This is a genomic window from Arthrobacter sp. P4_H3 (genome assembly GCF_056400885.1).
Window position 1 is genome coordinate 141,100 of sequence record NZ_JBFUKK010000011.1, and the last position, 20,899, is coordinate 161,998.

A 20,899-nucleotide genomic window follows, 5' to 3' on the forward strand; every position below is an offset into this window, starting at 1 on the left:
CTCAAGGGACTCGTGATCCCCGTACACGCCAGCCGCCCGGGCGCCGTTGCCCCGGATATTTGTGACGATACTCACAATGCTCAATGGGTACAACCACCGCCAAAAAAACTGAGCAGAATGCACTGTAGGGAGGCCCGCAGCCGTGCTAGCCTTGCGCACTATGCAAGCTTTGGATGGCACTGACACCCGGCTCCTTTCCGCCCTCGCGAAGGACCCGAAGCGGACGGTGGTGGCCCTGGCGCAGAAACTGGGGCTGTCCCGCAACACGGTGCAGGCCAGGATGGCCCAGCTCGAGAAGAAGCACGTCTTCCTGTCCTTCGAGCGGCGGATCAGTCCGGCGGCCCTGGGATACCCGCTCATGGCGTTTATCTCTGTCCACGTGCAGCAGCAGAAGCTTGGCCAGCTGGCAGTGGACCTGGCCGGCATCCCGGAAATCCTGGAGGGCTACGGACTGACCGGCTCGGCAGACCTGCTGCTGCGGGTGGTGGCGCTCGATGCGGAAGACCTCTTTCGCATCAACGGCAAGATCCTGGCCTGTGAAGGGGTGGACCGGACGGACACAGCGCTTGCCATGGGCGAGCTCATCCCCTTTCGCATCCAGCCGCTGCTTGAGCGCGGCTCCGCCGAAGGCTGAACAGTGGGCCGGGGTTATAGGCTGGGGTCCAGTTGAACGAAACGCGGCCGTGAACGGCCCGTGCAATCAGGCAATGGCCAAGCGGCCTGCCGGAAAGGCTTGATCTTGAGCAATCCTCAGGAACCGTACCAGCCGGCCCAACCGGATGCCGGAGTCCCAGGACAACCGCCTGTCCCGCCGCATGCGCCCTCGGGCCAGCAGCCACCTGCACCGCCGTACGGGCAGCCTGAGTACGTGAACCCGCAGTACGGTGCTGCGCAGTACGGTGCTGCGCAGTACGGTGCTGCGCAGTATGCTGCGCCCGGACCTTACGGCACACCGGACCAGCAGCCGCCGGCCCGGAGCCGCAAAAAATGGATACTGCTGGGCATTGCGGCCGGAGTGCTGCTCCTTGTCATCGCGGGAGGGGTGTTCGTGTTCAACCTCGTGGGCGGCGCAACGAACAAAGCCAGGAACCTCGCCGACGATTTCACCCAGCTGGTCATCGCCGGAGACACCGACAAGGCCTATGACGACTTCCTCGACCCGGCCCTTCAGGAACAACTCTCCAAGGAGAAGTTCGCGGCCGGAGTCCAGAGCCTCGAACTGAATGAAACGTGCAAGCCGACGTACAACGACTTCAAGGTGAGCAACGAAAACGGCAACAACACGGCCGACGTCGCGGGCGTCATCGGCTGCGACGGCAAGGAAGTGGATCTGGCGTACAGCTTCGACAGCGACCGGGATATGAAGATGATCAATATCAAGCTCAGGCCCAGGGCCTGAGCCCACAGCGCTACACAGAACAGGAGCCCCCGTTTTCGGGGGCTCCTGTTCTGTGTCAGCTGTATCTTTCTCTGTCAGCAGCTGTGTTGCAGAGCCGGTGTCAGTGGTCCACCGCCTTCTCGGCGCCCACACCGGTCAGCGAACGGACTTCCATCTCAGCCTGCTTGGTGGTGTCTTCCAGCTTCCGGTCCAGCACGGTACCCAGCCAGCCCAGGAAGAACGCGAGCGGAATGGACACGATTCCCGGGTTGCTCAGCGGGAAGACCGCGAAGTTCGCCGTCTGGATCATGGAGGTCTTCGTTCCGGACACCACCGGGGAGAGGGCAATCAGGATGATCGCCGACGCCAGGCCGCCGTACATGCTCCACACCGCGCCCTGGGTGGTGAACCTGCGCCAGAACAGCGAGTAGATGATCGTGGGCAGGTTCGCCGAAGCCGCGACGGCGAAGGCGAGCGCCACCAGGAAGGCGACGTTCTGGCCGTTGGCGAAGATGCCGCCGACTATGGCCAGGAGTCCGATGACCACGACGGTGCGCCGCGCCACCTTGACCTCCGTGTCGGCGTCGGCCTTCCCCTTGGCAATCACGTTGGCGTAGATGTCGTGGGCGAAGGATGCCGCGGCGGTGATGGTGAGGCCGGCCACCACGGCGAGGATAGTGGCGAACGCCACCGCCGAGATGAAGCCCAGCAGCAGCGGTCCACCGAGGTGGAAGGCGAGCAGCGGTGCGGCCGAGTTGACCCCGCCCGGAGCGGACTTGATCGTGTCAGCGCCCACCAGGGCAGCAGCGCCGTAGCCGAGGACCAAAGTGAACAGGTAGAAGATGCCGATCAGCCAGATGGACCAGACGACCGATTTGCGGGCTTCCTTGGCCGTGGGGACCGTGTAGAAGCGCATCAGCACGTGTGGGAGCGCCGCGGTACCCAACACCAGGGCGAGACCCAGGGACATGAAGTCCAGCTTGGACGTTTCCGACTTGCCGTACTGGAGGCCGGGGTTCAGGACTGCCGGGTTCTTGGACGTCTCCACCGCACCGCCCAGGAGATCGGAAAGGTTGAAGCCATAGATGGCCAGGACCCAGAACGTCATGACCGCCGCACCCGCGATCAGGAGCATGGCCTTGATGATCTGCACCCAGGTGGTGCCCTTCATGCCGCCGATCAGGACGTACATGATCATCAGGGCGCCGACGACGATGATCACCAGCGCCTGTCCGCCCCAGTCGCTGATGCCCAGCAGCAGCGAGATCAGGCTGCCTGCGCCGGCCATCTGGGCCAGGAGGTAGAAGAAGCAGACAGCCAGGGTGGAAATGGCCGCCGCGATCCGGACCGGGCGCTGCTTGAGGCGGAAGGAGAGCACATCCGCCATCGTGAACTTGCCGGTGTTGCGGAGCAGTTCGGCCACGAGCAGCAGGGCGACGAGCCAGGCGACCAGGAAGCCGATGGAGTACATAAAGCCGTCATAGCCGTTGATGGCAATGGCGCCGGTGATGCCGAGGAAGGAGGCCGCGGAGAGGTAGTCCCCCGCGATGGCCGTACCGTTCTGCGGGCCGGTGAAGGAACGTCCGGCCGCGTAGTAGTCGGCTGCCGTCTTGTTGTTGCGGCTGGCACGGATCACGATGAACATGGTGACCGCCACGAACAGGCCGAAGATGCCCATGTTCAGGAGGGTGGTGTCTTTGAGGGCGGCGACGTTGACCGCAGGAACCATTCCGATCATTTTGTTGGCCCGCCTACCCGGTTGCCGGCTTTGTCGAACTCGTGGCCTTCAATTTCGTGGCGGATCTCGGCCGCGATGGGATCGAGCCGCCGGTTGGAATAGCTCACGTACCAGCCCGTGATAGCGAAGGTGGATACGAACTGCAACAGGCCCAGGATGAGCCCGATGTTGATGTTGCCCCAGACCTTGGTGGACATGAAGCCGACCGCGTAGTCTGCCAACAGGACGTAGGCGAAGTACCAGAGCAGGAATGCAATGGCCATCGGAAAGACGAAACTGCGGTGACGTTTGCGTAGTTCCTGGAACCGCTCCGTCGACTGCACTTGCTTGAAATCCACGGCCGCCGCGGCGTCCGTTTCGTGGGCATCGTGACCCATTGCTCCTCCTCATTGAGACTTTCCGTACACACCGGCTACCCTGCTCTTCCACAACAGACCCAGCCAATGTGACTGCACTCACTCTGACGCGTGACGGTGGTTACATTCCAGAGAAGCCGCCAGACGGTCGCTCAGCGGTCCCGATGCTGCGCCAAACGGCACCCGAAGCTACGCTGGGCCCATGCCGGACTCTCCGTTGTTCACCGCCGCCGCAATCGCCGTGATCGCGATGGCGATCGCCGTCGTCGTCGGTGTGGGCCTCAAAGTCCTGCGGTCCTTCCGGGAGCTGGGCACCGACGCCGAGCGTGCCACCTACAAGACCCTCCATGCGGCTTCACGGGCCGGACAACACCTGCGCACCGGGCTGAACCCCGCTGGCGCGGCCAAAGCAAGCAGGCAGCTGCGCACCATCCTGGGCTGCGATGCCCTGGCCATCACCGACACCTCGGGCGTGCTCGCCTGGGATGGCGCCGGGGAGGAACTCCGGCCCGCGCTGATGGGTCTGGCGGCGAACGTGCTCGACGGCGGCCACACGGCCGTGATCCCGGCGGGCGAGCTGTACCTGCTCGCCGGCGATGCGGCCTCGGGGCCGATCCCGCAGGACGTGGAACGCGCCGTCGTTATTGCCCCCATCAAGGCCGGCGCCCGGGTTGTGGGAGTGGTGGCGGCTTTCGCCCCGTCAGCGGGAGCCGGGCTGGTCCGTGCCACCGGCGAAGTGGCCGACTGGGTGGCGGCCCAGGTTGAACTCGCCGAACTCGACGCTTCCCGGACCCTCCTGATGGAGGCCGAGGTCCGGGCCCTCCGCGCCCAGATCAGCCCGCACTTCATCTACAACTCGCTCAACGCCATCGCGTCGTTCATCAACACGGATCCCGTGCGGGCCAGGGAACTGGTGGTGGAGTTCGCCGACTTCACCCGCTATTCGTTCCGCCGCCACGGGGACTTCACCACCCTCGCCGAAGAGCTCCGCTGCATCGACCGCTACCTGCTGCTGGAACGGGCGAGGTTCGGCGACCGCGTGCAGGTGAGCCTGCAGATCGCCCCGGAGGTGCTGAGCACGGTCATCCCGTTCCTCAGCCTGCAGCCGCTGGTCGAGAACGCTGTCCGCCACGGCCTGGAAGCCAAGGAAGGTCCGGGCCACATCACCATTGCGGCGAACGATTCCGGCACGTTCGCGGAGGTCACCATAGAGGACGACGGTGTGGGGATGGATCCGGAACAGCTGCGGTCCATGCTGGCCGGACACAGCGACGGCGACCATGTGGGGCTGCGCAATGTGGACGCCCGGCTCCGCCAGGTCTACGGCGAGGACCACGGCCTCGTCATCGATACGGCTCCCGGCGAGGGCACTCTGATCACCATGCGTGTCCCCAAGTCACAACCCGGCCACGACGCCTGAGCGTCCGGGCCGTCCCCGGGCGGCCCGCCGGGCTAATCTAGAACCATGATCAACGTCCTCGTCGCCGACGACGAACTCCCGGCCGTCGAGGAGCTGGCGTTCCTGCTCGGCCGGGACGACCGGATCGGGGCCATCCACCGGGCGTCGTCCGGTGCCGAGGCCCTCCGCGTGCTCGACGCAGAAGCCGTGGACGCGGTGTTCCTCGACATCCACATGCCCGCCCTGTCCGGCCTGGACATCGCCCGGGCCATCTCGCGCAGCAGCAATCCCCCGGCAGTAGTCTTCGTCACCGCGGACGAAGAGTGCGCACTGGAAGCGTTTGAACTCGCCGCCGTCGACTACCTGCTGAAGCCCGTGCGCGCTGAACGGCTGGCCCGGTCGGTGGGCCGCATCAGCGAACTCATGAAGGACGGCGCCGCACCGCCGGAAATGATCACGGTGGATCTCGGCGGCACCACCCGGATGATCCGGCGTGACGACGTCACGTATGTCCAGGCCCAGGGCGACTACGCGCGGCTGCACACAACGGACGCCAGCTACCTCATCCGCGTCCCCCTGGCCGATCTGGAACAGCAGTGGGCCGAGGCCGGATTCCTCCGCACACACCGGTCCTACCTCATCGCCCTCAACCACGTCAGCCATATGAAGCTCGCCGCAGCCCGGCCGACCGTCACCGTGGCAGGGGCCGAGTTGCCCATCAGCCGCCGCCACCTGCCATCTGTCCGGGAGAAGCTCGAAACCACGCGGATCCGGCCGCAGGCATGACGCGCGTCAGGGTGACAGCCCCGCAGTCCGCTGCAAGGCCAGTGCTGGAATCCCGCGAGGCCGCCGAGGAATCCGATGTGGGCCAGGTGTTCGTGCGGTCCCTGATCCGCACGCAGCTTCGCCTGGCAGTGGTGGTGGCCGGCGGGTTCCTGCTGATCCTGCTGGCCTTCCCCCTCATGCTGGGACTGGTTCCCGGGCTGGCTGAATCGAAGATCGCGGGCATCCCGTTCGGCTGGCTGCTCCTCGGCGCCGGAATCTACCCGGTGATCGGCCTCAGTGCGTGGCTGTACATCCGGACGGCCACCCGCAACGAAGCCCGCTACCGGGACCTGGCGGAGGACAGGTGAGGCGGCCTTGAACCCGGTGGTGGGCATCGCCGCGTTCGCTGCCGTGTCCGTGGCCACAGCGGTTATCGGGTTCTACGGGTTGCGGATTTCACGCACCACCGGCGACTTCTACGTGGCATCCCGGACGGTCCGGCCATGGTGGAACGCGTCCGCGATCGGCGGCGAGTACCTCTCGGCCGCCAGCTTCCTGGGGGTGGCCGGACTGATCCTGCTCTCCGGCACGGATGGGCTCTGGTTCCCCATCGGCTACACCGCGGGGTACCTGATGCTGCTGCTGTTCGTAGCCGCTCCGCTGCGGCGCTCCGGCGCCTACACCATCCCGGATTTCACCGAGGTGCGGCTGGACTCACGGGCGGTCCGCCGGGTCACCAGCCTGGCGGTTGTGGTGGTGGGCTGGCTTTACATTGTGCCGCAGCTCCACGGTGCGGCCCTGACGATCCGCATCACCACCGGGCTTCCGTCCTGGGTGGGATCCGTGGCGGTGGTCATCGTGGTGTGCCTGACGGTTGTGGCCGGCGGGATGCGCTCCATCACGTTTGTGCAGGCGTTCCAGTATTGGCTCAAGCTGACGGCGCTGGCGGTGCCTATCGTGTTCATCGCCCTGGTGCTGGCGGGCAACGGCACCCCGGCCATGGCCGAAGCCAGCACCAACCCCACCGGGCTCGCACCGAACGGTCCCTACCAGAACATCTCGTTGCTGGTTGCCCTGCTCTTCGGCACACTGGGCCTGCCGCACGTGCTGGTGCGGTTCTACACCAACCCCGACGGACAGTCGGCGCGCCGCACCACCCTGATCGTGCTGGGCTTGCTGTCCGTTTTCTACCTCTTTCCCACCGCTTACGGAGTGGCCGGCCGGATGTTCGCTCCGGACCTTGCCCAAAGCGGCCGGTCGGATGCCCTGGTCCTGCTGCTGCCGGGCCGGCTGATCGGAGGGCCGGCCGGGGACATGCTCTCCGCGCTGGTGGTGGCGGGGGCGTTCGCCGCGTTTTTGTCCACCACGTCAGGGCTGGTGGTTTCGCTCGCCGGCGTGATCAGCCAGGACGTGCTGGGCGGGAGCGTCCGCGGTTTCCGGCTGGCTGCGCTGATTTCAGCCACCGTGCCGCTGGGCTTCGCCTTCATGACGGACTCGCTGGCTTTGGCCGGAAGCGTGGGCCTCGTTTTCGCCTTCACCGCGTCCACGATCTGCCCGGCCCTGCTGCTGGGGATCTGGTGGCGCGGCCTTACTGACGCCGGAGCCATCGCCGGAATGGTAACGGGGGGTGTCCTGTGCGGCGGTGCCCTGGTGGCCGGCGCACTGTCCGGTGCGGCTGCGTCCGGCGCCGCGATACCGCCGTGGCTGGCCCAGCCCGCCGCCTGGACAGTGCCGGCCGCGTTCGCTGTGATGATCCTGGTGTCCCGTGCCACCAAGGACCGCGTGCCGCGGACGCTCACGAAGGTGATGACCAGGCTGCACACACCGGAACGTCCGCTGGCCACCGAACGCTAGGCGAGCCTCCCAGGACCGTCAGTCGATGCGGGCCCGTCAGTCGATGGCGGCCATCAGCTCGACCACGCGGTCAAGGAAGGCATCCACCTGGGTTTCTTCGTAGCCGTCCTTGCCCTTGGCCGGACGGAAGACCGCGCGGCGGACATTGTCGACGCTGAGGGGCTGGTCCTCTTCGAGGTACCCAATGAGGTCGTGGCACAGGTTGTCCACGTCCACGGTGTTGTAGCTTCGGCCGCGGCCGCCGGACGGCCGGCGGAACCGGTCGCCGTCGGGACGGTGGAGCCGGCCCCGCAGCAGGCCGGACAGCTTGCCGATTTCGCGGAGCCAGGCGTCCTCGCCGCGTGCCTCTATCAGCTCATCACGCTCGCGCCGGGCAAAGGCGTCTTCCAGGCGGTCCAGGGCGGCGTCGACCCCGGCCGCGGCGTAACCGCCCTTGACGGGATCGAAGCAGACAGCCCGGACGTCGGCGCTCTTGATGATCTGGGCGGTTGCGGCAGGATTCTCAAACGAAACCCGTGCGCGCTGGAGGAACTGGTCCACCTGCTTGGCGTTGTAGCCGTATTCGTTCCGCTGCACACGGTCGAATGACGCAGGTATCTGCCGTTGAATGTCCACTGTCACTATGCTTCCTTCAGTGCTGTTCAGCTGTTTTTGCTCCGCACCAGTCTAAGGCGCCGAACTGTTGCCGGGCGGGACGCCTCAGGCTCCGGAAACAGCTGTGAACAGGATAAACGCCGCCGGAGAGGCGAAGACGATTGAATCCAGGCGGTCCATGACGCCGCCGTGTCCGGGCAGGATGCTGCTCATGTCCTTGATGCCGAGTTCCCGCTTGACCATGGATTCGGCGAGATCGCCGATGGTTGCCGCCGCCACCATGCCCACGGCCAGCACCACACCCACCCACCAGGGTTTGTCCAGCAGGAAGAGGCACGCCAGGACACCCACGGCAATCGCTCCGCCGATCGATCCGGCGAAGCCTTCCCATGATTTCTTCGGGCTGATCTTGGGCGCCATGGGATGCTTCCCGAAGGAGGCCCCGACGAGGTAGCCGAACGTGTCATTGGAAACAACCAGCAGGAGCATCGTGGCAATCTGCCACGCACCGGGCGGAATCACTCCGCCGGGCCACAGGCCCACCGGCGTGACGCTTCCCACCGCATGCAGCGGCAGGATCGCGAAGCTGATGAAGAACGGCACCCAGGCCAGGGTGAACACACCCGCGAAGATGCTGCGCGCTGATCCGGCTGCGCTCTCGATGGTCCGCCACAGCAGCACGGCCACGCTGCTGGCCAACAGCGCGAACAGCAGGCTCTCCACTCCGCCGAAATACGCGGCCAGCGGCATCCCCACGGTGCCCACCATCACGGGGACGATGGGCAGCCGGGTGCCACTTACCTCGAGCGCACGGAAGATCTCCCACACGCCGAACACCGCGAAGGTGGTGGTGAGCAGGACAAATCCCAGCGGCAGGAACAGGAGACCCCCCAATACGGCGAAAAGCATTGCCAGACCCACCGCGGTGGCGGCCGGAAGGTTCCGTCCGGCCTTGGGCGTTGGGTTGGAGCGCTGCTTCCCCCGGACCCGGACCCTGTGTCCGGGTGCCTGCTGTGCCTGATCCATCAGACCTCGAGCAGCTCGGCTTCCTTGCGCTTGAGCAGGTCGTCGATGCCGTCAACGTGCGATTTGGTCATGGCGTCGAGTTCTTTCTCGCCGCGCGCGCCCTCGTCCTCGCCGGCTTCGCCGTCCTTGACCAGTTTGTCCAGCGTTTCCTTGGCCTTGCGGCGGATGTTCCGGATGGACACCTTGGCGTCCTCGCCCTTGGACTTGACGATCTTGACGTATTCCTTCCGGCGTTCCTTGGTCAGCTCCGGGATGGTGATCCGGATGACGTTGCCGTCGTTGGACGGGTTGGCGCCCACCTCGGAGTCGCTCAGGGCGCGCTCAATATCCCGCAGTGCCGTCTTGTCGAACGGGGTGATGAGGATGGTGCGCGCGTCCGGGATCGCGAAGGACGCCAGCTGCTGCAGCGGGGTGGGCGAGCCGTAGTAGTCCACCAGCACCTTGTTGTAGAGGCCCGGGTTTGCCCGTCCGGTGCGGATCGAGGCGAAGTCTTCCTTGGCTACCTCGACTGCCTTGTCCATCTTGTCCCCGGCTTCGAGCAAGGTCTCTTCGATCACGGTCTCTCCTCAGAAATTGGTGCATTCCGGCTAGTCGGAACAATGCACGGTACGTTCCGTCTTTGCGGCCTGCCCACCGGGCCGGCCTTCCTCAAATCATCCTAGCTGTTGCTAGGGGGTGACTACGGTGCCCAGCTGCTCGCCGCGGATGGCCCGGGTCACGTTGCCTTCGCCTTCCATGCCGAACACCACCATGGTGAGGTTGTTGTCCTTGCACATGGTCATGGCCGTCTGGTCCATAACGCGAATGTCGCGGCGCAGGGCATCGTCATAGCTGAGGTGGTCCAGCTTTTCGGCGCTGGGGTCCTTCTTGGGGTCTGCGGTGTAGACGCCGTCCACTCCGCTCTTTGCCATCAGCACGACGTCGGCATGGACTTCCAGCGCACGCTGGGCAGCAACGGTGTCGGTGGAGAAGTACGGCAGTCCGGCGCCAGCGCCGAAGATCACGACGCGGTTCTTTTCCATGTGGCGGATGGCGCGGCGGGGAATGTACGCCTCGGCCACCTGGCCCATGGTGATGGCGCTCTGCACGCGGGTCTCGACGCCGGCCTGTTCCAGGAAGTCCTGGAGCGCGAGGCAGTTCATCACGGTACCCAGCATGCCCATGTAGTCGGCACGGGAGCGGTCCATGCCGCTCTGCGACAGTTCGGCGCCGCGGAAGAAGTTGCCGCCGCCTACGACGATCGCAACCTCGACGTCGGGAACGGCTGCGGCGATCTGCTTGGCGACCCCGCGGACGGTATCAGGGTCCACGCCCAGCTTTCCGCCACCGAAGACCTCGCCGGACAGTTTCAGGAGGACGCGACGCCGGCTCTTCTCTGACTGGACAGAATTGTTGACGGTTTCCATGGTGCCTTCCCGTAAATGAGCTCTGAGCTAGGTTATCGTGCCGGATGGCCAAAGGTGTCATTTCCCCGGCCCGTACATGCAGCCCTGGGGCTGCGATTGCATGCAAAAGGGGCGGCCACCGAAGTGACCACCCCTTTGCGTGTCTAACTAGGAACCGACGCGGAAACGCGCGAATGCCGTAGCCTTGACGCCGGCCTCGTCGAGGATCTGCGCCACAGACTTCTTGGCGTCCTTGGCGAATGCCTGGTCAACCAGCACCTCGCCCTTGTAGAAGCCGGTAACACGGCCTTCCACAATCTTGGTCATGGCTGCTTCGGGCTTGCCCTCAGCCTTGGCCGTTTCCTCGGCGATGCGGCGCTCGGACTCAACGAGCTCAGCCGGAACGTCTTCGCGGGTCAGGTAGTTCGGAGCCATTGCGGCAACGTGGACAGCAACGTCGTGTGCTGCGGTTGCGGCTGCGTCGCCTTCGCCCTCAACGGCGAACAGGACGCCGACCTGGGCCGGGAGGTCCTTGGAGGTCTTGTGCAGGTAGGCGTCGACAGTGCCGCCCTCGATGCGGGCAATACGGCGGACAACAACCTTTTCGCCGAGAACTGCGCCCTCTTCGACAACAACCTCGGACAGCGGTTTGCCGTCAACCTCGGTGGCCAGCAGGGTTTCGATGTCGGCAGCGCCGGACTCGACCGCGATGGCCAGGACCTTGTCGGCGAGCTGGATGAACTTGTCAGCCTTTGCCACGAAGTCTGTCTCGCAGTTGACTTCGATCATCACGCCAACGCCGCCGTCAACCTTGGCAGCAACCAGGCCTTCCGCGGTGGAGCGGCCTTCACGCTTGGTAGCGCCCTTCAGGCCCTTGATGCGGATGATCTCGATGGCCTTTTCGGCGTCACCGTTGGCTTCGTCAAGAGCCTTCTTGACATCCATCATGCCGGCGCCAGTGCGCTCACGCAGAGCCTTGATATCAGCGGCAGTGTAGTTCGCCATGTGAACCCCTCTGTCTAGAAATTTTGTGTGGTGTACGGACTGACAGGACGGCAGCTCACCGAGTGAGCGGCCATCCTGTCAGAAAACCCCCGGCACTGCGGACAGTGCCGGGGATGGTCCAGATTTACTTGTCTGCCTACTTGGCAGCGTCGGCTTCGCCGGTGGCGGCTTCGGTTGCCTCGGCAGCTGCCGGGGCTTCCTCTGCAGCTGCGGGAGCTTCTTCAGCGGCAGGCGCTTCTTCAGCAGCCGGAGCTTCTGCGGCGGCGGGAGCTTCTTCAGACTTGCTGCCTTCGAGGAGCTCGCGCTCCCACTCGGCCAGCGGCTCTTCCGGAGCTTCCGTGGTGCCGGTTGCGCGCTGGTTACGGGCGATCAGGCCCTCAGCAACAGCGTCAGCAACAACGCGGGTCAGCAGGTTGACGGAGCGGATGGCGTCGTCGTTGCCCGGGATCGGGAAGTCGACTTCGTCCGGATCGCAGTTGGTGTCCAGGATGGCAACAACCGGGATGTTCAGCTTCTTGGCCTCGTCAACGGCGAGGTGTTCCTTCTTGGTGTCCACGATCCAGAGCACGGAAGGTGCCTTGGTCAGGTTGCGGATACCGCCGAGGTTGGTCTCGAGCTTGGTGAGTTCACGGCGAAGGAGCAGCAGTTCCTTCTTGGTGTACGCCGAGCCGGCGACGTCGTCGAAGTCGATCTCTTCGAGTTCCTTCATGCGCTGGATACGCTTGGAGACCGTCTGGAAGTTGGTCAGCATACCGCCGAGCCAACGCTGGTTGACATACGGCTGGCCAACGCGGGTGGCCTGCTCGGCGATGGATTCCTGCGCCTGCTTCTTGGTACCGACGAAGAGAACGGTGCCGCCGTGTGCAACGGTGGCCTTCACGAACTCGTAGGCACGGTCGATGTAGGACAGCGACTGCTGCAGGTCAATGATGTAGATGCCGTTGCGCTCCGTAAAGATGAATCGCTTCATCTTCGGGTTCCAACGACGGGTCTGGTGTCCAAAGTGGACGCCGCTGTCAAGCAGCTGGCGCATAGTTACGACGGGCATGCCGACGCTCCTTCCGGCAGGTCATTCATGAGAGAACCCAAGGCTCTCTTACCCTGCCAATAGTTGACGGTTGATTTAGCTTCGCCCAGGCGGGCGTTGCTCCTGGCATCCACTGCGCTTCCCATCCGTGCCATAGGGCACGGACCGCAGGAGGCACAGTCCTTCGCAGCGGAAGTTTTGGCTTCGTATGAGGAGGGCTGGATACGCGTAGTCAGCCGCTGCTCCCCCACACCTCTGAATGAGACGTGCTGACTAGAACGGCCTGGAGGACCAAGCGACCCGAAAGTACTTGAACCGCCGGCCGGGCATCGTTGAGGGCACAGCAAACTGCTCCGTCAAGTGTACTACAGCGGCCCCGCCGGATCGGACCATTTCCGGGCCCGCCGCCCTGCCGCTTTCCGGGCTCTTTTCCGGCTTGTCCACATAACGCCACGCGCCCCTGTCAGCGAATGCGCGGCGCAGGCAGGCTGAGGGAATGAAAGCCCGGATCCTGTTGGCAACACTTGTACTGGCCGCCTCCGCGACATCCCCGGTTTCCGAGACCGACTCCAGTGCGGCGGCCGGACCCTCCGCCGCTCCGACGGCGGGCTGGAGCTGGCCCCTGGCGCCCAGGCCGGCCCTGCTGCGCCCGTTCGACCCGCCGGACAAGCCGTGGATGAGCGGGCACCGCGGCGTGGATCTCCAGGCGGCGGCCGACGGCGCCCCGGTCACCGCACCGGAGTCGGGAACCGTCAGCTTCGTGGGGATGGTGGTGGACCGTCCAGTGATCACCATCGATCACGGCAATGGGCTCCGCAGCAGTTTCGAGCCGGTGGAAAGCGGCCTGGCAGCCGGCGCCACAGTGTCGAAGGGGGACGTCCTCGGGACGGTGCTCCCGGGCCACTGCGCCGCGACGCCGTGCGTGCACTGGGGCGTGCGGCGGGGCGAAGAATACATCAATCCGCTGTCCCTGGTGACAGACCTGCGGCCCTCCATCCTGCTTCCCCTTCTGGTGCCGGGATGAGGACGAGGGGCTAGACGATTGCCGAAATACCGGTGATCGCGCGGCCGGTCACCAAGGTGTTGATCTCGTGCGTGCCTTCGTAGGAGTAGATGGCCTCGGCATCCGAGAAGATCTTGGCCATCTCGAAGTCGGTGACGATGCCGTTGCCGCCCAGGAGGCTGCGGCCGATAGCCACGCTTTCGCGCATCCTGGCCGTCGTAAAGGCCTTGGCGAGGGCGGACTGCTCGTCCTTGGCTTCGCCCGCGTCTTCGAGCTGCGACAGGCGGACCATCATGCCCATCGAGCTGACAGCGTTCCCGAGGATCTGCACGAGCTGGTTCTGGACCAGCTGGAAGGAGGCGATGGGCCGGCCGAACTGGCTGCGCTCCACTGCGTAGCGCCGGGCGACATCGAGGGCTGCGAGCTGCTGGCCGACGGCCTGCCAGGCCACGGCGAGCCGGGTTACCTTCAGGACCTTGTTGGTGTCCCGGAAGCTGTTGGCGTTGGCGAGCTTGAAGAAGTCCGGCACCACGACGTTCTCGAGCGTGATGTCGGCGTTCTGGACGGTGCGCAGTGAAATCTTGTTTTCGATCTTCGTGGCGCTGTAGCCCTCGGCCGCCGTGTCCACGAGGAAGCCCTTGACCTGGTCGTCGGCGAGGTCGCGGGCGTAGATGACCACCCAGTCGGAGAACGTGGCGTTGCCGATCCAGCGCTTGGCACCATTGAGGATCCAGCTGTCACCCTCGCGGCGGGCCGTGGTGCGGGTGCCGCCGGCGACATCGGAGCCGCCGAGCGGCTCGGTGAGGCCGAAGGCGCCGATCTTCCGAAGCGAGTAGATATCCGGCAGCCATGCCTCCTGCTGCTCCTGCGAGGCGAGGGCCTCAATGGACCCGGTGAACAGACCGTCATGGACGCCCATGAACGTGGCGATAGACGTGTCCGCGCGGGTGACCTCGGCGTGCAGGATGCCGGCGAAAAGGTTGGAGTAGCCCTGGCGCCGAACGGGGCTGACGAGGTCGATCTCCGCCAGCTTCGGAATCAGGTCCATCGGGAACTCGCCGCGGTTCCAGCAGTCGACCGCGATCGGCTTGACCTCGCGCGCCAGGAACTCCCGGACTTCGGCCAGCCGGTCCCCCTCTTTGCCGCTGAGCAGCTGCTCGAAGGCAAAGAAGTCGCCGTCGGCGTACGGCAGGTTGTTGATGTCGATTGCAGCTTTGGACATGTTGTTCCTTCACGTGTGATCAGCAGCGACCAAAGGTCCCGGGCTTCGAGCCAGCATAAGTTACTCACGAGTAACATACCGCAGCGGAAGAGGCCGGGCAAGCGGCACGGGGCGCTTTGCGGCAAAAGAAAACCCCGGCGCCGGCGGCACGCCCGGACTGGACGCCTGCGAGCACCGCTTGGGAATTACACCACTTTGTCGTCGTAGCTGGCGCCGTAGTAGAGGTCCTCGAACGTCTGCAGTGTCCCCTGGATGCTGTGCGGCTCCACCATGCAGCGGCTGGCCTTGCCCATCGTCGCAAGCTCCTCGGCCGGAAGCTGAAGCACACGGGTGATCTTGGCGGCAAGGTCGTCGCTGTCGTTGGGGGTGAAGAGGTAGCCGTTCTCTCCGTCACGCACCAGGTGCGGCAGCGCCATCGCATCCGCCAGAAGCACCGGGGTGGAGGCAGACATGGCTTCCAGCGTGACCAGGGACTGGAGCTCGGCCGTTCCGGGCATGCAGAACAGGTCCGCCTTGATATAGGCCTCACGCAGTTCGGCATCGCTGGCCAGGCCCAGGAACTTCACCCGGGATTCCAGCCCCAGCCGCGCCACCTGGGACTCAAGGGCGGCCCGTACTTCGCCACCGCCCACGATCTCCAGGTGCACGTTTAGTTCGGCCGGGGTTTTTGCCACAGCATCGATGAGGATGTTGACGTGCTTTTCCTCGGCGAGACGGCCTGCGAAAAGTACCGTGGGATGAGGGTGCCGACTAATCACTTCGCCGTCCCGGAGCTCATAGGCAGCGGAGTCAATGCCGTTGGAGAGCGGCAGGACCTTGCGCAGGAACGCATGCTGGTGCATCGCCTTGGCGGCTAGCGGCGTGGGGGTGGTGACGACGTCGGCTTTGCCCATCACCTTTCCCATGTCCTTCCAGGAGATGCGTCCCACGATGTCCTTGAACCACTGCGGGAACGGCAGGAACGGGTTCAGGTTCTCCGGCATGAAGTGGTTGGTGGCCACAATCCTGACGCCGCGCCGCTCGGCTTCGTAGAGCACGTGCTCGCCGATCATGTAGTGGCTCTGGATGTGCACCACGTCCGGCTTGATGCGGTCAAACAGAAGGCTGATCTCCTTCTTGATTTCCCAGGGGAAGGTGATCCGGAAATACTCGTGCGTTGGCACGGAGTGCGAACGGATCCGGTGCACGGTGCCTTCCGCGCGGAACTCGGTGAAGCTCTTGCCCTTGTCCGGCCGGCACGCGAGCACATGGACGTCGTGTCCGCGCGCAGTCATGCCCTTGGCCAGCCGGTATCCGAATTGCGCGGCTCCGTTGACATGGGGCGGGTAGGTGTCCGCAGCAATCAGGATGGTCAGTGATTGCTGGCTGTCGGGCATGGTCACGTGGAGAGCTCCTGGTGGTCACGGTGCGGTCAGCACTGGCTGTAGCGGCCAGTTGTCCCTCGGCGCGGTGGCGCCCGGACTTCTGGTGAAATCTGGATATCGCTCGCCCTACGACACCCGTCCAGCGGCCTTGCGCGCGTCCTTCTTGCGCTTGGTCACTTCGGGATGGTGCCGCGAAAGGGCGATTACCCCCACGATAGCAAGGGAAGCGGCCGCCCCCATGGCAATCGCCAATACGGCGTGGACATCCGGCTGGAGTTCGCCAAGGATGGCGATACCGATGGCGATGCCCACAATGGGATCGATGACCGTCAATCCGGCGATGACAAGGTCCGGCGGTCCGCCGGAGTAGGCCGACTGGACGAACCACGAGCCCAGGCCGCCGGCAGCTGCGATGGCCACCACGGAATACCACTGGACATTGAGCAGGGCCAGCCCGTTCGGATCGAGCAGGTGTTTGCCGATGATGCGGGTCAGCACCGCGACGAAGCCGAACAGCACGCCGGCACCGAGGATGTAGATGAAGGCGCTCATGCGGTGCTTGAACACTACCGCCAGGGTGCCGAAGAGGCCCACGGCCAGGGTGAGCAGCAGCACGATGGTGAGTTCGTCGTCGAAACTAACGTGGTGGTTTTCCACCGTCGCGTTTACCGCCAGCAGGACAAACATCGCCGAGCCGGTAACGCAGGCTGAGATGGCCACCACGGTGGCACGGTTGATGCTCAGGCCCTGGTCCTTGGCGTTGACCACCGTGGTGATGACCAAGGCGATCGCCCCGATGGGCTGCACCACCGTCAGCGGCGCCGATACGAGAGCCACGGCATTCATCGCCATGCCGGCACACAGCAGCAGCAGCCCGAATACCCAGCGCGGATTCCGAAGCAGCCGAAGGAAGCCATGCGAGCTCAGCGCAAGGCCGCCGGTGTCCGCTTTGACCGCACTCCCCTGGCGCTGTGCGCCGATGGCCAGGCAAAAGGCGCCCAGCACCGCCAGGGAGACGGCAAGCCACACCATCAGCCGGGTCCGCCGTCGCCGGCGGCCCTGAGCCTGCCTTTGCGGATGATAGCCAGGAAGTAGTTGTAGCCGGCCACCCAGTGGCCCAGCAGCCCGAGGCCAAGGAAAATCCACGCCGCGGTGAAATAGACCTCGGTCAGCGGAATAGGCAGTTTGGCCAGTACCAGCAGCGGGGTGCCCACGAGGAGGAGAGCGGTGCGGATCTTGCCGATGCGGCTGACGGGGAGGTCGGGGTGGCTGCGGAAGTAGTAGAGCGAAGCGGTCAACAGGATGGCATCCGGAACCACCAGGGCCGTCAGGTACCACCACTCCACGACGCCGGCAATCACCAGGGTGACCGCGACGGCAATGAGCGCCAGCCGGTCCGCTATTGGATCCATGATCCGGCCCAGCCGGGACGTTTGGTTGAAGCGGCGGGCAATGTATCCGTCCACCCAGTCCGTGCTGCCCATGATGACCAGCACCAGCGCGGCCAGGGCATACTCCTTCTGCGCCAAAACCAGCCAGATGAACACGGGGACGCCCATGAACCGGAGGACCGTCAGGACGTTGGGGACGGTGAAGACGGCGTCACTGTCCACATGCCGCTGGCCCGGACGCTCGCCGGCGTTGATGAACCTCATCCCTAACCTCCTTCCGTTCCCGCTATGGCCGCGGGTAGTGCCCTGTCCTGGTAATGCCCTGTCCTGGTAGCGGCCGGGGCCCTACCCCTTCAGGAGCCTGCGGAGCAGGACAACGAAGACCGCGGCCGAGGCGGCCAGGGCCGCCAGCGGCTTCCAGCGCACTCCGGCCTGTCCCTCGTTGGCCCGGTTGAGGAAGCCGGACGCAGAGCGGCCGAGGGATTCGAACTGCTGGCCGGCGCGTTCCTTGCCGGTCTTCAGCTGGGCCTGGGTGGCGCCGAGAAGGATCCGGGCCTGGGTCTTGACGTCCAGTTCCTCGCCGAGCTCATCGCGGACGCCGGTCAGGTGGCGACGGCGCTTGTCCAGGCGGCTCCGCAGCTCGGCTTCGGTGGGGGCGGGTCCCAGGTCCGGCTTTGCCGCTTCCTGTGCTGCCTTCTCCGCTTTGTCCTTTGCCTTCTGCGCTTCCTTGGCCGCCTTGGCGGCCTTGGCCTGCTCGGAGGACGGATCCAGAATGGCCGGGTTGAAGTCCGAGCCTTCCTTCACGATGCCGAGATCGTGCTTGAGTCCGCGGATCGTGTCTTCGGGAACAAGGGGCATGGCCTTCTTGAATTTCCGCAGGCCGACCAGCGCGCCAATGAGGGCGATAACGAGGAAGACGGCGCACACCAGGAGGGCAGCCAGCCAGGCAGGCATGATGGTGGCGAGCCCCATGATCGCGGCCACGATGAGTCCCACGACGAGGAAGGCTACGAACACCAGTGCAACGGCGAAGAACGCGGCCGCCACCCCGACCTGGATTCCCTTGCGCTTGATCTCGATCTTCGCGAGGGCAATTTCGTCGTTGAGCTGCCTTGGCGCCAGCTTGGCAACCAGCCTCAGCGTTTTGGGCAGCGCCCCAATACTCAATCCGCCCTTGGTCCGCCCGCTGTGTCGTCCGCTCATCGATCCCGCCTAACTGGTTCCATCTTTGATTCGGATTCCGCTGGATTCCGGGGGCCTGCGCGGCTTCACACACTCCCCGCTGACAAAACTATCATTCAGGTTCGGGACCTCCTTCGGGTAATAACACGTGGCGCGCCCTGCAACGCTGTAAAAGTATGATCTGAGGGCCATAGGATGGTTCTCTGTGAGCATCCCCGCCAATCCGGGCGACTCCCTGAGCCGCAACCGGAAACTCCTGTACATCCTCCTCCTCGGCGCCCTGACGGCCCTTGGGCCCTTCACGATCGACCTCTACCTCCCGGCCTTCCCCGCCCTCGAGGCCAGCCTCGGGGTGTCCGAAGCGGAAGTCCAGCTCACACTCACCGGCACCACCGTGGGCTTCGCCCTGGGCCAGCTGGTGGTGGGTCCGCTGAGCGACAAGTTCGGCAGGCGGCTTCCGTTGATCCTTGCCACCGCGCTGCACATCACCGCCTCAGTCGGCGCGGCACTCTCCACGGACCTGGCAACGCTGGGACTCTTCCGGGTGCTGATGGGAATCGGCGCGGCCGGCGGCGGCGTGGTGGCCATGGCCATGGTCCGGGACCTCTTCAGCGGGTACGCCATGGTGCGGATGTTCTCCCGGATGGCACTGGTTAACGGCCTGGCCCCGATCCTGGCACCGGTCATCGGCTCCCAGCTGCTGCTGATCATGCCCTGGCCGGGCATCTTCTACTTCCTGGCCGGCTACGGCACGCTGGTGATCATCGCCGCCATCCTCCTGGTGCGCGAGACCCTCCCCCGTGAGCTCCGGGGCAAATCGGGCCTCACTGCGGGGCAGCGCTACAGGCTCCTCTTTTCGGACCGGATCTTCGTGGGCCTGCTGCTGCTTGGCGGCATGAACTTCGCCGGGCTCTTCGCGTACCTCTCCGCCTCCCCCTTCCTCTTCCAGGACGTCTACGGGTTCTCGCCCCAGCAGTACGGCCTGCTCTTCGGCATCAACTCGCTGGGCATCGTGGCCGGCGTCCAGACCAGCTCCCGGGTGATCAGGCGGGTCCCGCCGCAGTGGATCCTGGCCTGTTCCACCGCGTGGATGTTCCTGATGGCCGTGCTGATCGTCGTATTCGACCAGCTTGGCTTCGGGCTCTGGGGCGTGATGGTGCCGCTCTGGTTCTACATCCTCGGCACAGGCTTCACATTCCCCTGCGTCCAGGTCCTCGCGCTGTCCAAGCACGGGGCACAGGCAGGAACGGCCGCGTCCCTGCTGGGTGCCGCCACCTTCATGATGGCCGGCATCGTGTCCCCCGTGGTGGGCTGGTTTGGCGACATCTCGGCAACCGTCATGGGCGGCGTCCAGGCCTCGAGCATCCTGCTGGCAGCGGCCGCCCTGTGGCTGGTGGTCCGGCCCCGCACCGTCCCGTCGATCCACTAGGGCTGAAGCCATGGCCAGGAAACCGCACCGCAACAGCAGGGGGCTGTTCCTCGGCGCCGTGATTGGCGCCGTCGCCGGGTATTTTGCCGGACGCGCCATGGGGAACCCGGCCATGGGCATCATTCTGGGTGCGATCGCCGGCTCGGCCCTGCTGTACCGGGTCAATCCCGGCCCATGGAACCGGCACTAACGGCCCTGTTCCCGGAATTGGGCGCGCGATAAAGTTGTTCTGTGCCCGACTGGCAGCACCATCAGCCTTTACCGGCCACGTGGCAGCGATGCGACGGCGGCATCCTGCCCCTGTGGTGGGAACGCCTGTGCTCGCAGACCAGCGCCCAGTCGGCCGCCCTGTATGCGGCCGGCCTGTTCACCGAGGACCGGCGCCGTCCGATCGCCCAGTGGTTCAATCCCGCGTTCAACGCCGCGCTCCTGGTGGCCCCGGAAACGTCCCCTGAATGGCCTGTCCAGCGGTTCGGCATCTTTTACGCCCCACCGAACGGCGGCTTCACCAGGGTGCACTCCGCGCCGCATGAGTGGCACCCGCGGGAGCCGCGGAAGTCCCCCACCGAGGAGGAAGCGTTCCAGGCCGCCATCGCCGAGGCGGAGCGCTTCCTGCAGGTGGAGATGGACTTCGTCTAGCGCCCAAACAAAAAAGGCCCCGTGGCCGGCTGTTCGCCGGCCGCGGGGCCTGTCCGCTCCTCCTGCTGGACTTGAACCAGCAACCCTTCGATTAACAGTCGAATGCTCTGCCAATTGAGCTAAGGAGGAATGAAGCAGGTAT

General features: G+C 65.2%; 23 protein-coding genes and 1 tRNA gene. 10 read left to right on the top strand and 14 right to left on the bottom strand.

All coding sequences use genetic code 11. The features are described from left to right. The first annotated feature begins 160 nt into the window (after nt 1–160). Together AC1DRE_RS15820 and AC1DRE_RS15825 are read left to right on the top strand one after the other, a co-directional pair. Entirely contained in the window at nt 161–634 is a 474-nt protein-coding gene (locus AC1DRE_RS15820; RefSeq protein WP_476985475.1) for an Lrp/AsnC family transcriptional regulator, read from the top strand. Nucleotides 635–868: 234 nt separating this feature from the next. Next, the gene (locus AC1DRE_RS15825) at nt 869–1,399 is read left to right on the top strand and encodes a hypothetical protein (RefSeq protein WP_476985476.1); all 531 of its coding nucleotides are present in this window, start codon (nt 869–871) and stop codon (nt 1,397–1,399) included. 100 nt (nt 1,400–1,499) lie between these two features. Here the strand turns inward: AC1DRE_RS15825 and AC1DRE_RS15830 are convergent, their stop codons facing one another. Both AC1DRE_RS15830 and AC1DRE_RS15835 read right to left on the bottom strand, forming a co-directional pair. Continuing rightward, nucleotides 1,500–3,116, bottom strand: coding sequence for a solute symporter family protein (locus AC1DRE_RS15830; protein ID WP_476985477.1), 1,617 nt, complete (start codon nt 3,114–3,116; stop codon nt 1,500–1,502). Beyond that, nucleotides 3,113–3,493 (bottom strand): DUF485 domain-containing protein, encoded by a 381-nt coding sequence (locus AC1DRE_RS15835; protein WP_476985478.1) that lies wholly within the window; start codon nt 3,491–3,493, stop codon nt 3,113–3,115. Before AC1DRE_RS15835 ends, AC1DRE_RS15830 begins: the two co-directional genes overlap by 4 nt. A gap of 181 nt (nt 3,494–3,674) precedes the next feature. Here AC1DRE_RS15835 and AC1DRE_RS15840 point away from each other — a divergent pair, with 181 nt between their 5' ends. From AC1DRE_RS15840 to AC1DRE_RS15855, 4 genes are read left to right on the top strand one after another with little or no spacing between them, the layout of a single operon-like run. Then, entirely contained in the window at nt 3,675–4,892 is a 1,218-nt protein-coding gene (locus AC1DRE_RS15840; RefSeq protein WP_476985479.1) for a sensor histidine kinase, read from the top strand. A 45-nt stretch (nt 4,893–4,937) separates the two neighbouring features. Further along, a complete protein-coding gene (locus AC1DRE_RS15845; protein WP_214953349.1) occupies nt 4,938–5,657 on the top strand; it encodes a LytR/AlgR family response regulator transcription factor in 720 nt (239 codons plus the stop codon). Then, nucleotides 5,654–6,004 carry a DUF485 domain-containing protein gene (locus AC1DRE_RS15850; protein WP_104172545.1) on the top strand — a complete coding sequence of 117 codons (351 nt, stop codon included), beginning with the start codon at nt 5,654–5,656 and terminating at the stop codon, nt 6,002–6,004. Before AC1DRE_RS15845 ends, AC1DRE_RS15850 begins: the two co-directional genes overlap by 4 nt. Before the next feature lie 7 nt (nt 6,005–6,011). Continuing rightward, on the top strand, nt 6,012–7,490 hold the full coding sequence (locus AC1DRE_RS15855; protein WP_476985480.1) for a sodium/solute symporter: 1,479 nt from the start codon (nt 6,012–6,014) through the stop codon (nt 7,488–7,490). A 36-nt stretch (nt 7,491–7,526) separates the two neighbouring features. On the opposite strand, the gene AC1DRE_RS15860 is transcribed toward AC1DRE_RS15855, so the two are convergent. The 6 genes from AC1DRE_RS15860 to rpsB form a co-directional block, all read right to left on the bottom strand. Continuing rightward, nucleotides 7,527–8,111, bottom strand: coding sequence for a DivIVA domain-containing protein (locus tag AC1DRE_RS15860; protein WP_476985481.1), 585 nt, complete (start codon nt 8,109–8,111; stop codon nt 7,527–7,529). 78 nt (nt 8,112–8,189) lie between these two features. After that, a complete protein-coding gene (locus tag AC1DRE_RS15865) occupies nt 8,190–9,110 on the bottom strand; it encodes a phosphatidate cytidylyltransferase (protein WP_476985482.1) in 921 nt (306 codons plus the stop codon). Next, nucleotides 9,110–9,667, bottom strand: coding sequence for a ribosome recycling factor (gene frr / locus AC1DRE_RS15870; RefSeq protein WP_104172549.1), 558 nt, complete (start codon nt 9,665–9,667; stop codon nt 9,110–9,112). Before frr ends, AC1DRE_RS15865 begins: the two co-directional genes overlap by 1 nt. Before the next feature lie 111 nt (nt 9,668–9,778). Then, nucleotides 9,779–10,516 (bottom strand): UMP kinase, encoded by a 738-nt coding sequence (gene pyrH, locus AC1DRE_RS15875; protein WP_104172550.1) that lies wholly within the window; start codon nt 10,514–10,516, stop codon nt 9,779–9,781. Between the two features lie 147 nt (nt 10,517–10,663). Then, the gene (gene tsf / locus AC1DRE_RS15880; protein WP_476985483.1) at nt 10,664–11,500 is read right to left on the bottom strand and encodes a translation elongation factor Ts; all 837 of its coding nucleotides are present in this window, start codon (nt 11,498–11,500) and stop codon (nt 10,664–10,666) included. A gap of 136 nt (nt 11,501–11,636) precedes the next feature. After that, on the bottom strand, nt 11,637–12,548 hold the full coding sequence (gene rpsB / locus AC1DRE_RS15885) for a 30S ribosomal protein S2 (protein WP_364120445.1): 912 nt from the start codon (nt 12,546–12,548) through the stop codon (nt 11,637–11,639). Nucleotides 12,549–13,023: 475 nt separating this feature from the next. Between rpsB and AC1DRE_RS15890 the strand changes: the two genes are divergently transcribed. After that, nucleotides 13,024–13,551 (top strand): M23 family metallopeptidase, encoded by a 528-nt coding sequence (locus AC1DRE_RS15890; RefSeq protein ID WP_476985484.1) that lies wholly within the window; start codon nt 13,024–13,026, stop codon nt 13,549–13,551. A gap of 10 nt (nt 13,552–13,561) precedes the next feature. Here the strand turns inward: AC1DRE_RS15890 and AC1DRE_RS15895 are convergent, their stop codons facing one another. The 5 genes from AC1DRE_RS15895 to AC1DRE_RS15915 all read right to left on the bottom strand — a co-directional run bounded on the left by AC1DRE_RS15895 (nt 13,562) and on the right by AC1DRE_RS15915 (nt 18,710). Beyond that, complete coding sequence (locus AC1DRE_RS15895; RefSeq protein ID WP_476985485.1) at nt 13,562–14,752, bottom strand: acyl-CoA dehydrogenase family protein; 1,191 nt, start codon at nt 14,750–14,752, stop codon at nt 13,562–13,564. A 185-nt stretch (nt 14,753–14,937) separates the two neighbouring features. After that, nucleotides 14,938–16,128: a glycosyltransferase gene (locus tag AC1DRE_RS15900; protein ID WP_476985531.1), complete on the bottom strand. Its 1,191-nt coding sequence runs from the start codon at nt 16,126–16,128 to the stop codon at nt 14,938–14,940. A 114-nt stretch (nt 16,129–16,242) separates the two neighbouring features. Next, complete coding sequence (locus tag AC1DRE_RS15905) at nt 16,243–17,148, bottom strand: DMT family transporter (RefSeq protein WP_104172576.1); 906 nt, start codon at nt 17,146–17,148, stop codon at nt 16,243–16,245. After that, on the bottom strand, nt 17,148–17,771 hold the full coding sequence (locus AC1DRE_RS15910) for a CDP-alcohol phosphatidyltransferase family protein (RefSeq protein WP_476985486.1): 624 nt from the start codon (nt 17,769–17,771) through the stop codon (nt 17,148–17,150). Before AC1DRE_RS15910 ends, AC1DRE_RS15905 begins: the two co-directional genes overlap by 1 nt. A gap of 81 nt (nt 17,772–17,852) precedes the next feature. Next, nucleotides 17,853–18,710: a phage holin family protein gene (locus AC1DRE_RS15915; protein WP_476985487.1), complete on the bottom strand. Its 858-nt coding sequence runs from the start codon at nt 18,708–18,710 to the stop codon at nt 17,853–17,855. A gap of 184 nt (nt 18,711–18,894) precedes the next feature. On the opposite strand from AC1DRE_RS15915, the gene AC1DRE_RS15920 reads away from it, so the two are divergent. Genes AC1DRE_RS15920 through AC1DRE_RS15930 form a run of 3 tightly spaced genes read left to right on the top strand, consistent with a single transcriptional unit; the run spans nt 18,895 to nt 20,757 of the window. Further along, nucleotides 18,895–20,118, top strand: coding sequence for a multidrug effflux MFS transporter (locus tag AC1DRE_RS15920; protein WP_476985488.1), 1,224 nt, complete (start codon nt 18,895–18,897; stop codon nt 20,116–20,118). A gap of 10 nt (nt 20,119–20,128) precedes the next feature. Further along, entirely contained in the window at nt 20,129–20,308 is a 180-nt protein-coding gene (locus AC1DRE_RS15925) for a hypothetical protein (RefSeq protein ID WP_476985489.1), read from the top strand. Between the two features lie 41 nt (nt 20,309–20,349). Further along, the gene (locus AC1DRE_RS15930; protein ID WP_364120426.1) at nt 20,350–20,757 is read left to right on the top strand and encodes a hypothetical protein; all 408 of its coding nucleotides are present in this window, start codon (nt 20,350–20,352) and stop codon (nt 20,755–20,757) included. 56 nt (nt 20,758–20,813) lie between these two features. Here AC1DRE_RS15930 and AC1DRE_RS15935 read toward each other — a convergent pair. Further along, nucleotides 20,814–20,886, bottom strand: a tRNA-Asn gene (locus AC1DRE_RS15935). Between the last annotated feature and the right edge of the window lie 13 nt (nt 20,887–20,899).